This window comes from Microbulbifer halophilus (genome assembly GCF_026183675.1).
In the GTDB taxonomy this organism is placed as follows: Bacteria; Pseudomonadota; Gammaproteobacteria; order Pseudomonadales; family Cellvibrionaceae; genus Microbulbifer; species Microbulbifer halophilus.
The window spans coordinates 12666-25279 of the sequence record NZ_JAPIVK010000014.1; the positions used below are offsets into that span (position 1 = coordinate 12666).

General features: G+C 55.7%; 13 protein-coding genes. 7 read left to right on the forward strand and 6 right to left on the reverse strand.

Going from position 1 to position 12614, the window contains the following annotated elements; translation table 11 throughout:
* Positions 1–136: 136 nt before the first annotated feature.
* From OQE62_RS09035 to OQE62_RS09045, 3 genes are all read right to left on the reverse strand, one after another.
* Complete coding sequence (locus OQE62_RS09035; RefSeq protein WP_265721697.1) at positions 137–1744, reverse strand: ABC-F family ATPase; 1608 nt, start codon at positions 1742–1744, stop codon at positions 137–139.
* Positions 1745–1934: 190 nt separating this feature from the next.
* The gene (locus OQE62_RS09040; RefSeq protein ID WP_265721698.1) at positions 1935–2444 is read right to left on the reverse strand and encodes a hypothetical protein; all 510 of its coding nucleotides are present in this window, start codon (positions 2442–2444) and stop codon (positions 1935–1937) included.
* A gap of 563 nt (positions 2445–3007) precedes the next feature.
* Positions 3008–3757, reverse strand: coding sequence for a spermidine synthase family protein (locus tag OQE62_RS09045; RefSeq protein ID WP_265721699.1), 750 nt, complete (start codon positions 3755–3757; stop codon positions 3008–3010).
* 432 nt (positions 3758–4189) lie between these two features.
* On the opposite strand from OQE62_RS09045, the gene OQE62_RS09050 reads away from it, so the two are divergent.
* The 3 genes from OQE62_RS09050 (at position 4190) to OQE62_RS09060 (ending at position 5653) form a co-directional block, all read left to right on the forward strand.
* Positions 4190–4573 (forward strand): YciI family protein, encoded by a 384-nt coding sequence (locus OQE62_RS09050; RefSeq protein ID WP_265721700.1) that lies wholly within the window; start codon positions 4190–4192, stop codon positions 4571–4573.
* A 32-nt stretch (positions 4574–4605) separates the two neighbouring features.
* Positions 4606–4956: a YciI family protein gene (locus OQE62_RS09055; RefSeq protein WP_265721701.1), complete on the forward strand. Its 351-nt coding sequence runs from the start codon at positions 4606–4608 to the stop codon at positions 4954–4956.
* Between the two features lie 70 nt (positions 4957–5026).
* On the forward strand, positions 5027–5653 hold the full coding sequence (locus OQE62_RS09060; RefSeq protein ID WP_265721702.1) for a glutathione S-transferase family protein: 627 nt from the start codon (positions 5027–5029) through the stop codon (positions 5651–5653).
* Between the two features lie 398 nt (positions 5654–6051).
* Here the strand turns inward: OQE62_RS09060 and OQE62_RS09065 are convergent, their stop codons facing one another.
* Positions 6052–7011, reverse strand: a complete 960-nt coding sequence (locus tag OQE62_RS09065; protein WP_265721703.1) for a helix-turn-helix transcriptional regulator — start codon at positions 7009–7011, stop codon at positions 6052–6054.
* Between the two features lie 109 nt (positions 7012–7120).
* On the opposite strand from OQE62_RS09065, the gene OQE62_RS09070 reads away from it, so the two are divergent.
* The 3 genes from OQE62_RS09070 to OQE62_RS09080 all read left to right on the forward strand — a co-directional run bounded on the left by OQE62_RS09070 (position 7121) and on the right by OQE62_RS09080 (position 10082).
* Positions 7121–7741, forward strand: coding sequence for a glutathione S-transferase family protein (locus tag OQE62_RS09070; RefSeq protein ID WP_265721704.1), 621 nt, complete (start codon positions 7121–7123; stop codon positions 7739–7741).
* Positions 7741–8145, forward strand: a complete 405-nt coding sequence (locus OQE62_RS09075) for a GFA family protein (protein ID WP_265721705.1) — start codon at positions 7741–7743, stop codon at positions 8143–8145. The genes OQE62_RS09070 and OQE62_RS09075 overlap by 1 nt, the downstream gene beginning before the upstream one ends.
* A 713-nt stretch (positions 8146–8858) precedes the next feature.
* Positions 8859–10082 carry an NPP1 family protein gene (locus tag OQE62_RS09080; RefSeq protein WP_265721706.1) on the forward strand — a complete coding sequence of 408 codons (1224 nt, stop codon included), beginning with the start codon at positions 8859–8861 and terminating at the stop codon, positions 10080–10082.
* A gap of 274 nt (positions 10083–10356) precedes the next feature.
* Here OQE62_RS09080 and OQE62_RS19485 read toward each other — a convergent pair whose 3' ends face one another.
* Positions 10357–10554, reverse strand: coding sequence for a helix-turn-helix transcriptional regulator (locus tag OQE62_RS19485; protein ID WP_377535753.1), 198 nt, complete (start codon positions 10552–10554; stop codon positions 10357–10359).
* A gap of 100 nt (positions 10555–10654) precedes the next feature.
* Here OQE62_RS19485 and OQE62_RS09085 point away from each other — a divergent pair, with 100 nt between their 5' ends.
* Positions 10655–10951: a hypothetical protein gene (locus tag OQE62_RS09085; RefSeq protein WP_265721707.1), complete on the forward strand. Its 297-nt coding sequence runs from the start codon at positions 10655–10657 to the stop codon at positions 10949–10951.
* A gap of 858 nt (positions 10952–11809) precedes the next feature.
* On the opposite strand, the gene OQE62_RS09090 is transcribed toward OQE62_RS09085, so the two are convergent.
* Positions 11810–12445, reverse strand: coding sequence for a hypothetical protein (locus tag OQE62_RS09090; RefSeq protein WP_265721708.1), 636 nt, complete (start codon positions 12443–12445; stop codon positions 11810–11812).
* Between the last annotated feature and the right edge of the window lie 169 nt (positions 12446–12614).

Genomic DNA, 12614 nt, shown 5'->3' on the forward strand with positions numbered 1-12614 from the left:
AGATTGTAAATGTGGGCTTTCTTTCTAGCTGCAGGCACTCTATCGGTAATCGGGTGTGCTGTCTACAGATTGTTCATTAAAGTCTGACTAATGGGTCGTGCGCGATACAGGCGAAGATCTGCGCCGGGCGGCGGTGTCAGGCCGCCCGGGCCTCCGCGCGCGCCCGATCCTCCAGGTACTCGCTGTAGGTGCCCTGGAAGTCGATCAGTTTGCTGTCCTTGATCTCCAGTACCCGGGTGGCCAGCGAGGAGACGAACTGGCGGTCGTGACTGACGAAGATCAGCGTGCCCCGATACTGGGCCAGCGCCTTGTTCAGCGCCTCGATGGATTCCATATCCAGGTGGTTGGTGGGTTCGTCCATGACCAGCACATTGGTGTCCATCATCATCAGCTTGCCGAACAGCAGGCGGTTCTTCTCTCCGCCGGAGCAGACGCGCGCCTTCTTGTTGGCGTCGTCCGCGGTAAACAGCAGGCGGCCGAGTATGCCGCGCACCGCCAGGTCATCGTGCCTGGGCTGGCGCCACTGGGACATCCACTCGAAGATGGTGAGGTCGTTGTCGAACTCCGCACTGCTGTCCTGAGGGCAGTAACCGATGGCGGCATTCTCCGACCATTTCACCACACCGCTGTTGGCCTGCAGCTCGTCCACCAGGCAGCGCAGAAAGGTGGTCTTGCCCACGCCGTTCTCGCCGATCACCGCCAGGCGCGCGCCGGCTTCCAGAATCATCTCGCCGCCGGCAAACAGCGGTTCGTCGTCGAAGCCGTGGGAGAGATCTTCCAGTGTCAGCGCCTGCCGGTGCAGCTTCTTACACTGCTGGAAAGAGATATAGGGTTTGATCCGGCTGGACGGCTTGATTTCTTCCAGCTTGATCTTTTCCATCTTTTTCGCCCGCGAGTTGGCCTGCTTGGCCTTGGAGGCGTTGGCGGAGAAGCGGTTTACAAACGACTGCAGCTCTTCCAGCTCCGCGGTTTTCTTGGCGTTCTCCGCGTGCAGCTGTTCCTGGATCAGGGTGGAGGCGGCGACAAAGTCGTCGTAGTTGCCGGGGAAGATACGCAGCTCGCCGTAATCGATATCCGCCATATGGGTGCAGACCGAATTGAGGAAGTGGCGGTCGTGGGAAATGATGATCATGGTGGAGCGGCGCTGGTTCAGCACCTCCGAGAGCCAGTGGATGGTGTGGATATCCAGGTTGTTGGTGGGCTCGTCCAGCAGCAGGACATCCGGATCCGCAAACAGCGCCTGCGCCAGCAGTACCCGCACCTTCCAGCCCGGTGCCACCTGCCTCATCGGGCCGAAGTGCAGGGATTCCTCGATACCCGCCTCCAGCAGTATCTCGCCCGCGCGGCTCTCGGCACTGTAGCCGTCCAGTTCCGCGAACTGCACCTCCAGCTCCGCCACGCGCATGCCTTCTTCCTCGCTCATCTCCGGTAGCGAGTAGATGCGATCGCGCTCCTGCTTGATGGCCCACAGGCGGGTATCGCCCATGATCACCGCGTCGACCACTGAGTACTCCTCGAATGCAAACTGATCCTGGCTCAGGACCCCCAGGGTGCAGCCGGGCTCCATGGACACATTGCCCGCGCTCGGCGCCAGCTCGCCGCTGAGGATCTTCATAAAGGTGGACTTGCCGCAACCATTGGCCCCGATCAGGCCGTAGCGATTGCCGTTGCCGAACTTGGCGGAAATATTCTCAAACAGCGGCTGGGCGCCGAACTGCATGGTGATGTTGGCGGTGGTGATCAAGAGCGTAATCCCGGGGGCTTGGAGATGGGCGGTACTGGCGAACTGCGCCGATGCAGAAGCGTACGGCGGGCCGCGCACTATAAGCACTCGCGGGAAGTATGTCGAGGAATGTGCATGAATTTTGCACAATCCGGGTGCACCTCTGATCGGGGCGCGGCGAGCACGCACCCGATCAGAGGTGAACTGTCGGTCAAAGTATCTGTGCTGTGCCAACACCTGTCTGTGACTCGACACCAGGCGCTACCAGGCAGCTCAGAAGATCAAGCGAAGCCTGTACCAGCTCTTCACTGAATATCTTACCGGCAAATGGCCCGGAAATTATTGGTCCAGTGAGAATGTGTACGGTCTGGCCGGCAGCATCTGTACTCTGTGTAGTGGCATCTACAACGCTTGTCTGGCCGTCATCCCAGTAAATTTCTATGGTTGCCGAGCCGCTGGCCGGTAATGCAAGGCAGCTACGCGACCCGGTAAAGCTACCCGAGCGACTGCCGCCTGTTATCGTCGACCCGGTTAAAGAGGTGCAGCCGGAGTAACCTACATCAAAGGTAATATCCGTTTGCTGCTCGAATAACCTCAGGCCCGGTGAGTAAGTGATGTCTGCACTTGCTGTACAGGTGAGCTCGCCTACCGCGAACGCCTTGCTGAAAGGCAGTACTGCGCAAATCAGGATGGAAATCTTTATAAGGTTGGTAATTTTCATAACACTATCTCGAAATTTTTGATTGGTTAACCTTGGGTGTCGAAAATGTTGCAATGCTTTCCCCGGTGAGGAAATTTCACCATTTGAAAAGCTTGCCCGGTCGATTGTACGGAATAATATTTCCTGTAAATCTGTAGATGAGGAAATGAATGTCTAAAGAATGGTTCTGCTAACTGTTAAGCAGAATGGAGAGGTTTCGCCCGCACTGAAAAATCAATGGACGGGTAATGGGTAGAAATAAACTGGCAGGAACGAAAGTGCGGGTGCGAGAGGTTATGGGATAGAAAAGGTTAAATAAAAATTTATTCGCCAAGGTTTACAGGTTAATTGAGATTGAAAGCCTGGTTTAGCTAAATTTACAGATTTTGACGCCAAGGGTTTGGTCTGTGGGAGGTGGGGATATACAGTGCCCTGGCTTCACTGCGCGCCCAGGGCATCTTGCGTAAAAACCTGAGGCTGACAGTCAACACAAGCCGATTGGTCCCATAGCCGCCGCAGGATAGGCCGGAGTACATAAAAGAAGCGCAGCGACCGGCCCATTACCCACAATCGGGATCTCACGGCTATTGTCCATCACCGCTATCCGAAACCGATCCCTTCACACAAACATAAACCGAGTTCGTGGATTCACCACTGAGAAACGGATTGTAGAAAGAAACGACATGCGACTCGACAGTCTCAAACACCGTTTTAAGCAGAGCCTCAAAACGCTCCTCCGGCAGGTTCTGTGACCACATGGCAAATACCCCTCCGGGGTTGAGCTGCTCCGCCATCAGTGCCAGGTTATCGGTGGTATAAAAGCCCGCGTTGGCTGCATTCAGGTACTCGGTCGGGGAATGGTCGATATCCAGAAGAATGGCATCGAACCTCCTGCCGGGGTTTTCCGGGTCAAAGCCGGTATCCGGCGCCGTGGCCATATCGAAGAAGCTGCCGTGCACATAGCGGTTGCGTGTGTCGGCGTTGAGGGTTTTCCCTAGCGGTACCAGTTCATCGTTATGCCAGCCGATGACCGTATCCAGGGCCTCGACCACAAGCAGCTCGGAAATCCGGTCGTCCTTTAAAGCCGCCACGGCGGTATAACCCAGCCCCAGACCGCCAACCACAACATTGAGTTTGTCGCCCTGTACTTGAGCCAGGCCGAGGCGAGACAGCGCTTCTTCCGCCTCGACAAACATGCTGGACATCAGGAACTCTTCGCCCAGCTTGACTTCGTAGATATCCCTGTCGCCAAGTGCGGGGATACGCCGCCTGCGCAGTGAGATCTCCCCCAGCGGTGAGGACTGGCTGTCAATTTCTTCGAATAACTTGGACATGGTGGGAGCGCCCCAATATGGTTGACGGGCTATGCCCGGTTGGTGATTGACCTCTATTGTTTCATATCGGGCCTGGAGCGCATAACGTCCGGAAGCAGGGCTGGCCGCCAAGGACATGATCGGCGAAGAACGCCGCAGTGGGGATGACCGCGTGCGCGGGCCTGTTCGGGCGTTCGGCCAAGTTGGAACGCGCGCCACTTGCCTGTGCCATCTGGATCTGGCGCAAGAGGGGCGGGCATGAAACTTCCGGCCCGCCGCCTGCCGAACCGGATGACGATTCGAAAAGTCTTAAAAAAATGTCACTCCGCTGTCGAACTTCGCCATCCCGGTTCGACTAACTGTCTAACGGGCACCAACCCGGCAGGATTATCCATCAAATGGGAAGTCCAGCCTGCACAGTCGCAGCCATAACAGAAACCCAAGGAGAGCAGAATGAAGTACCTGGCACTGGTCTATTACGACGAAAAAGTCATGGACCGCCTATCCCAGCAGGAATGGGATTCGCTCAATCAGGAGTGCATGGAGTGTGTCGCCGGCCTGACGGAGAGTGGCCACTACATCACCGGCAGCCCGCTGCTGCCCACCGATACGGCCACCACTGTTCGGGTACGCGACAACCGCATCACCACCACCGATGGCCCCTTTGCCGAGACCAAGGAGCAGCTCGCCGGCTTCTACATGCTCGAAGCGAAAGACCTCAACGAGGCCATCGCCCTGGCCGGCAGGATCCCGCCGGCCCGTTACGGCTCGGTAGAAGTCCGCCCCGCGCGGGAACTGAAGGAAACAGGCAACCAGGCCGGCGGCAACGCCGGTTGAGCCCACAGAGCTACCAGAACAGAGGAGCCCCCATGAAAAACTTTCTCGCCGTATACCTCGGCGCCCCGGATTCCATGAGCAAATGGAACGACCTGCCCGAAGCCGAACGCGAGCAACGCGTGCAGGAAGGCATGGCTGCCTGGGGTGGCTGGATGGAACAGCATCAGGACATTCTCGTGGCATCCGGTGGCCCGCTGGGCAAGACCAAGCGTATCGACCCCAGCGGTATCAGCGACACCCGCAACAACATCACCGGATACGTCATCGTGAAGGCGGAAAGCCACGAAGACGCCGCCAAGCTGTTTGAAGGGCATCCGCACTTCAGCATCTTCCCCGGAGATCGCGTGGAAGTAATGGAGTGCATGCCGATCCCCACGCCTTGAACCCGACTGCTGCCGGACAACAGCCGTCCGGCAGTGGAAAATCAGCATTGAACAAAAAGCGGAGCTGGAAATGATCAAACTATACGGAGCACCGCCCACCCGCGTGTTGCGCGTCATCTGGCTGCTGAATGAACTGGGCCAGGAATACGAAATACAACCGGTGGACCTCCTGAAAGGCGAGGCCCGCCGCGAAGGCTTCCTGGCCCTGAACCCCGCCGCCAAGGTCCCGGTACTGGTGGACGGCGATCTCGTACTGACGGAGTCTGCCGCCATCCAGCTCTACCTGGCCGAGAAGCACCCCGAAGCGGGGTTTATTCCGGAGTCACTGCAGGAAAGGGCGCAAATGTATCGCTGGATATTCTTCCTGATGACCGAGATCGAGCCACCCCTGTGGCGTATAGCGCGGCATACATTCCTGTATCCGCAAGACAGGCGATTGCCGCAGGATGTCGAGTTGGCGAAGCGGGAATGCAGGGAGATGGTGGATGTACTTGAGCGGCATATGCAGGGGCGTGAATTTGTCGTAGGCGACCGGCTGAGCGTGGCCGACTTCAATGCGGCCTATACGCTCGACTGGGTTGATGAGGAAAAGCTACTCGATAACGCCCCGCGCCTGAGAGACTACCTGCAGACCATGTACGCCCGCCCCACCGCACCGATGAGGATTGCCGAGGCATTTGCGGCGATGGAAGGGTAAGTGATGCAGTGAAGACTGTCGTTATTCCGGACTCGATCCGGAATCCAGGCCGAAGGGGCATCTTCGCTGGACCCCGGATCGAGTCCGGGGTGACGGCTCCAAGGGGCGGATTCTGATCAAAACAGTCCCGTAGGGTGCGCCATGCGCACTGAAAGGCACAAAGCGGCAGATGCCAGAGAATCGATACGCACGGCGCACCCAACAGAACTCCATACTGTCGTCATTCCGGACTCGATCCGGAATCCAGGCCGAAAGGGCACCTTAGCTGGACCCCGTATCGAGTCCGCGATGATGGCTCCGAAGGGCGGGTTCTGATCAAAACAGCTTTAAAATCACTGACAAGCAGGCTCCTACCGAATGATCAGGCTGGAAACAGAAAAGCGGTATCCTTGAAGCAATCAATCCTTCGCCATGACCAGCAACCTCTCCGCCTGGCGACGCAATTCGGCCCGCAAGTCCGACGGCGTGAGTATCTCGAAGGCAAATGGCAGTCGCGCCAGTTGCGAGGCGAACCAGTTCAGGCAGCCGGTGTGTGCGCGCCATAGCACCGCATCCCCTTTTGGTGTCAGCAGGCCCAGTTCGTCGCCGAGCACCGCGCTGGCGTTCGCAAGGTCCGTATGCAGCAGTAGCTCCACTTCGATACCCGAGTCCATACTGGCAAAACTATTGGTGAGATACGCCGCCGCATCGAAACCCCGTGGCCGCTGGAAAGGAATTTCCAGTTGGCGCAACTGCTGCATACGGTCGAGGCGGAAGGTGCGGAGATCGACGCGCAGGTGGCAGTGGCCCACCGCGTACCAGCGGCCGCGGCGGAATACCAGGCCATAAGGGTCGAACTCGCGCCGCGTCGCACTTTCATTGCCGCTGTGGCTGCCGCCGGTGTAGTCGAACACCGTGCGGCATCGGTGCTGGGTCGCGGTGGCCAGGGTTGCCAGCGTGGCACTGTCCGGCGCCGCCGTCGGCACCAGGTCCAGGGTGACGCTGTCATCGAGCGCGCGCAGTTGCTGTTTCAGTTTCTGCGGCATGACCCGCTCGAGCTTGGCCTGGGCACTGGCGACTGCAGCAGAAACGTCGCCCACACTGAGGCTGCGCGCCGCCAGCAGGCCGAGGGAGATGGCCAGCGTCTCCTCGTTGGTGAACATCATCGGCGGCAGCTTGTAGCCAGACACCAGCCGGTAGCCGCCGTGGCGCCCGCGCTCGGCCGTCAACGGAATGCCGATCTCCTCCAGGGTGGCGATATAGCGGCGCAGTGTGCGGCCGTCCACGCCCAGCATCTGTGCCAGCTTGCTGCCGCTGGCGTTGCCGTGGATCTGCAGCAACTCCAGCAGCGCCAGTACGCGTGTCGTGGGATTCGACATGACTTGCATCCTGCTCAACTTATTAGGGCGGAATATAGCCTATTTAACAACTACAGTACTCGCGTTCGCTTCACAAGCGCCAACAAATGAAGAGCAACGGAGAGCAGCTATGCAAGATACAGTCATTCTCTACACCAACCCCCAATCCCGTGGCCGCATCGCGCGCTGGATGCTGGAGGAAGTGGGGGCGCCGTATGACACGGAGGTGCTGGAATACAACGGCAGCATGAAATCCCCGGCCTACCTCAAGATCAACCCGATGGGTAAGGTGCCGGCCATCGTGCACCGCGACCAGGTGGTGACCGAGGGCGCGGCCATCTGCGCCTATCTGGCGGAAGCCTTCCCGCAAGCGGGACTGGCACCACTGCCCGAAGAGCGCGCCAGCTACTACCGCTGGATGTTCTTTGCCGCCGGACCGCTGGAGGCAACGATTACCGACTTCAAGATATTCGGGCTGGAGCCGGATGCGGAGAAGCAGAGAATGGTGGGCTACGGCAGCTACGCGGCGGTACTCGACAATCTTTCAACCTGGTTAGGCGATCATACCTATGTAACGAGCGAGCGCTTTACCGCCGCCGACGTCTATGTGGGAGCGCAGATCAATTGGGGCCTGCAATTCGGCACCATTGAAAAGCGTGCGGAATTCACCGATTACGCGCAGCGCGTCACAAACCGCGACGCCTACCACCGCGCCATGGAAAAAGATGACGCCCTGGTGGAGAAAGCCTGATGAAAAAGACCTATCGGGGAAGCTGCCACTGCGGCGCCGTGCAATATGAAGCGGATATCGACCTGAGTGCCGGCACCGGCAAATGCAATTGCTCCATCTGCAGCAAGACCCGCGAGTGGGGCGCGCTGATCAAGCCGGGCGACTTCCGCCTGCTGCGGGGTGAGGAGGCGCTTAGCAACTACCAGTTTGGCAGCAAGCAGGCGCATCACCTTTTCTGCAAACACTGCGGCGTGCGCCCGTTCGGCAGGGGGCATGTGGAGGAAATTGGTGGCGACTACGTGTCCGTATTTTTGTCGACGCTGGACAATGTAACCTCGCAGGAACTGATCGATGCGCCGGTTCAGTATTTTGATGGACGTAATGATAGTTGGTGGACGGAGCCGGTGGAAACCCGGCATCTTTAAGAGTTGAGGTGGTCATTTCATGACTGCCCATTGATTTCGTGCTGAGCCCCAGGATTCAAAGCTTTCGAAAAAGAATTTACAGAAGGGATACTGCATTATCAATATATTAAGGGTCTCATAATTGTATTAACAGTTGTCCAGGTCCCTTTAACAACGGGCGAGTCCTGTATTCCCTCCATGCGATCGTCATTCCGGACTTGTTCCGGAATCCAGGCCGACGGGGCACCTCCGCTGGATCCCGGATCGTTTTATCATGCCGGACTTGATCCGGTACCGGAATGACGGTCCGGAGGGTGGACTTTGGTAAAAACAATTTTGAGACGACTAATAATCATTGCGGTGACGAATTTACAGAGCACAGTCGCCATTCAATCTATCGTAACTCTCAATAGGGTTCAGGCCGATCCATCATCACACGGCATGCCGGCGCGCTCACCTAGACTGGAGATTTGGCAACGTGAGTGAATTACTGCCGTGGCGTGAAAATTATTTTATTTCATGAGGGGTTTTTACAGAAAATTTAAAAATATATTTTGTTCATCGGATGAATTTAAATACTAATTAAGCATTACTGTCATAAATATCATTTAATCTGGCATAGCTGTAAAGTTGGGTTCGTTGATTCAATTGGACCCGGCCGCGGAAAGCGGCCTCCCGAGAAGTACTTGGGGGGATTTCATAGACATCGATAACGATAACTTACGGGAACAGTCATGCTACTCAAACTCATCATCAGATTGACAGGCCGATTTACGGCAATGGCAGTGCTCGCCGTCGCTGCGATTGCTGCAGGCCAGGTACAAGCGAGCGATTTCTACCATCTGGACCAAGCGGTGGATAACAACCAGGTGCTTGAGATAGCGCCGATCTTTGACTTTGATGGCGATGGCTGTTTCCCCGCCGCCGGTATCAGTCGCGACGGTGAACAGAACGCGGGCCTGGATACAACGGGTAGCCTCGGCGGGGACTGCCGCACAACGGACTTCCTGAATTACTCCAACACATTGCACCGCTCGCAATGCATGCAGAAGGATGGCTCAGAATACTGTGGCCATTTTTATGCACTCTACTTTGAGAAGGACCAGGTAATCGCCGGCTGGGATCTATTTGGTCACCGGCACGATTGGGAGCAGGCCGCCGTATGGACGAAAGATGGCTCTATCACCCACGGTAGCGTCAGCGCCCATGGCGATATGGAGACGCGTGCACTGGCCGACATCCCCCATACTGGTGCACATATTCGCGTGGTCTATCACAAGGATGGTGCCTCAACGCATGCCATGCGCTTTGCGGGATCGACGGAAACCGCGGAGAACCCCTACTCCGACTTTGTCACGCCGCCGATCACCAGCTGGTACCAGATCCATGGGGACAGCAAGACCAATGCTGAAATGCGCGCGCTGTTAAACGCTTTTGACTATGGCTCCGCAACCATTCCGTTGAAAGACAGCAGCTTTATCGACAACCTGAATCGCTTCAAGCCCGCCAGCTATCCGGACTTTTTTGACGGTGAAGACTGCGAATACTCCAGTTGGTTTTCCGAAGAGGACAGTGCCGGCGCCTACTGCGCAAATGATCGCATCGTGGTGGGGGTAGAATGTTCCGGCAGTTACTGTGACAAAAAACGCCTGAAATGCTGCAACCTGCCAGCGGTGGCGCCACAAGGCGAGCGCTGGGAAGCGGAACACTGGATCTCGGAGGAGTCACCCAACAGCTGGACCAGTGATGAAGCCGTAGTGGTCGGGGCAAAATGCAGTGGTCGATACTGCGACAATTTAAAGCTTATATTACTCAATCACAGTGCCCACCCTGGAAACTGGACCACACCCTTCTCCGAGGAGCAGGGGCTCGGTCAGTGCAACAAAGGTAGTTACGTAGCCGGCGTCAGCTGCAGTGGTCGTTACTGCGACAGTCTGAGTCTCTATTGCCAGCAATAGTAGTTGTCTGCAGCCGCCACGAGCGGCTGTTCAATCCGCTCCGTTGTGTACACACAAACGGAGTTCTTGAGACGTCACTTAGAAGCGGACTGTTGAAAGAAGCCATATGGGAACCGGCCGTTTCAAAAATCGTTTTCAATAGAGTCTCGAACCTTTCCTTATGAAGGTGTTCGACCACATGACGAATGCGCAGCTTGTCTTAAATTGCTCAGCTCTCAGTGACAGGCTTTCGATGGTATAAAAACTGGCATTGATCGAATTCAGGTACTCGCTTCTATTCAAACAAATCGCCGACATCACAGCGCAGACTTTTCGTGATCTGATCCAGCGTCTTCAAGGTGGTATTCTGGGAGGCGCTCTCCAGGCGGGTCAAAGTGGCCCTGCTGATCCCCAATTTGCGAGCGAATGCCTCCTGCGTCTGCTGGCCCCGGCGGGCTCTCAGGTTTCTGGCCAATTTCTCTGATAGATTCATGGTTCAAATGTGAACATGACTACTTGTTCACAAGTGAACATTCTCTTGCTATACTTCCCGTTCATATATGAACTAGAAGCTGCTGAGGAGGTTTGATGCTATGGATAAGTATAATGGGCCAGCTATTGATTCAAGGGGTTTAGATGAGCGGACAGATAATAGCCGATCTGTATTCCAGCTTCAGCCTGGGTTACCGGTCGATGTGCTGCAAGAAGCCATCTGTCATCGGCTGGAAATGCTGTCCGCTGTGATAGAGGTTATGTCCAAGGCGGAGTTTACGTCTGCCGACGTATGGCAGCTCCAGCGTTACGGCTGGGCTATGAGCGAGATGATCGATGATCTAAAGGAAATATTCTATTCCGCTTGGGAAAAGAGCCAGTCGAATCGGCGTGTATAACCGCTACTTAGGTGATGGCTCAAAATTTGAGCGAAACCTGTTCCCAGGTTGAAACGTGGGCTTGCAGATGGCACATGGCAGGAAATAGAGCCAGTCGTCACGGAATGTTTAACACCCAAAGGGACCGAGGTCTTTGTCTATGATCTTTAATCTCTGGATCGATTAGCTTTCAGGGCCAAGTCATCTTTGATTCGCGATTTATGATTTTCCTTCCTTCCAAAAATAAAAGACCTGACCCCGCCGCCTGCATTCCCGGCAGTAGGGTGAAGTTGCCAGTGATCATCAGGCGCTGGACATGGTGGAGGTAGGCGACTACAGCGCCAGTTCCCCATTGACGCCGATCGCCCCCACAAACACCGGATCATGGGACACCAGCAGGAAGCTGTCGGGATAGTCCCACAGTGCGCTTTCCAGCAGCTGGAGGGAATCCAGGTCCAGGTAGTTGTCCGGTCCGTCCCCAAGGTACCGAATAACCAGGGTTAAGGGGATCTCCGCATGACCAAGGTTTAGCTGTAGATCTCCGGCTGTTTCCGCTCCGAAGAGGGATCCAAAGCCTTTTGCCTTATTTGCTCCTACCTGCTGACTTGTCAGAAGAATCAGTTAAAACCCGGTGAGATTCTGACACTGCTGTTCAATTGCGAGGCCCTGCTTTTTGTTAGAAAGGTCAAAATCTCTGTCGATTAGTGCTGAATAGTTACGAAATCGCGATGTTGATGTTGACCCAGCCGCAATATCACCACCGGGCGTGCTTCAGCTATGTGGCCGCGAACCAGTGAACTATGTACGGGAGATTCGGGAGCGGTATCCGGGGTATTTATCGGTGGCCAGGAATGAAAATAGGCTCACTGATTAGAGGTCCTATACACATACACTTGATCCACCAGGGCCGGGAGAATCGTCGGGACCGCCTGGTGGGCAGGGGTATTTTTCATTACAATAGTTGCCGATGGAGTCCATATCTTTGCCCATGGTTAACATGGGTAGAAGCCCCGACATTCCGTACCGCTCGGTAATCACTTTGATACCTTTGGCCCAACTCCCCAGGTACAGATACTCGCTGATGTAGCGCGTGGCATACTCTATTACATCGCCATCCTCAGTGATTCTCGCTGGCGGCCTGCACGCTTCTGTATTCAATAGCGTGGGTGTTCTGCCCACATTTGGAATTGACCGGACATTGGACTCGTCAATATTGATCTGGTTAACAGTAGGGGGAATGAAAATAAAGTGGATATAACCCGGATTCATTTCCAGTAGGGCTCTCGCTGCTGTGGTGGTTTTTCTATAAGCGTCACTTCGGTAAATGAGCGTGTCATCGCCTGGTATATACTCAAAAAGACTCAGGTATCCCGAGTTACTGTAATACGCTCCCCCGCCATAGTTCATGTGGGATGCGGGTGTGATGTTGGTTTTCGCTACATCAGGTAGTATTTCTTCAATAAGTGGAGAGCTATCACCGCGAACAAACAGTCGGCTGCCATTGACAGAGCACATGGGGTTCCCTTTCCAGTCCGATATCCATAATTCGATCGCTGTCCCTATCAGTATCAGTGCTTCTATGATCAAAAAAAATTGATCAGAAGGAGTTGAGGTTGCTGCGGGGGACAGGAATCTGAATCTAGCAGCTTTGGAGGGTGGGTGGCAACCGGGCTGGTTTGGGTGT

Bases quoted from the DNA above. Each gene is read 5' to 3' on its own strand.
- OQE62_RS09085 (WP_265721707.1), top strand. From the start codon at position 10,655: ATGGATAAGTATAATGGGCCAGCTATTGATTCAAGGGGTTTAGATGAG.
- OQE62_RS09040 (WP_265721698.1), bottom strand. From the start codon at position 2,444: ATGAAAATTACCAACCTTATAAAGATTTCCATCCTGATTTGCGCAGTA.
- OQE62_RS09045 (WP_265721699.1), bottom strand. From the start codon at position 3,757: ATGTCCAAGTTATTCGAAGAAATTGACAGCCAGTCCTCACCGCTGGGG.
- OQE62_RS09090 (WP_265721708.1), bottom strand. From the start codon at position 12,445: ATGTGCTCTGTCAATGGCAGCCGACTGTTTGTTCGCGGTGATAGCTCT.
- OQE62_RS09050 (WP_265721700.1), top strand. From the start codon at position 4,190: ATGAAGTACCTGGCACTGGTCTATTACGACGAAAAAGTCATGGACCGC.
- OQE62_RS09060 (WP_265721702.1), top strand. From the start codon at position 5,027: ATGATCAAACTATACGGAGCACCGCCCACCCGCGTGTTGCGCGTCATC.
- OQE62_RS09080 (WP_265721706.1), top strand. From the start codon at position 8,859: ATGCTACTCAAACTCATCATCAGATTGACAGGCCGATTTACGGCAATG.
- OQE62_RS09075 (WP_265721705.1), top strand. From the start codon at position 7,741: ATGAAAAAGACCTATCGGGGAAGCTGCCACTGCGGCGCCGTGCAATAT.
- OQE62_RS09070 (WP_265721704.1), top strand. From the start codon at position 7,121: ATGCAAGATACAGTCATTCTCTACACCAACCCCCAATCCCGTGGCCGC.
- OQE62_RS19485 (WP_377535753.1), bottom strand. From the start codon at position 10,554: ATGAATCTATCAGAGAAATTGGCCAGAAACCTGAGAGCCCGCCGGGGC.
- OQE62_RS09055 (WP_265721701.1), top strand. From the start codon at position 4,606: ATGAAAAACTTTCTCGCCGTATACCTCGGCGCCCCGGATTCCATGAGC.
- OQE62_RS09065 (WP_265721703.1), bottom strand. From the start codon at position 7,011: ATGTCGAATCCCACGACACGCGTACTGGCGCTGCTGGAGTTGCTGCAG.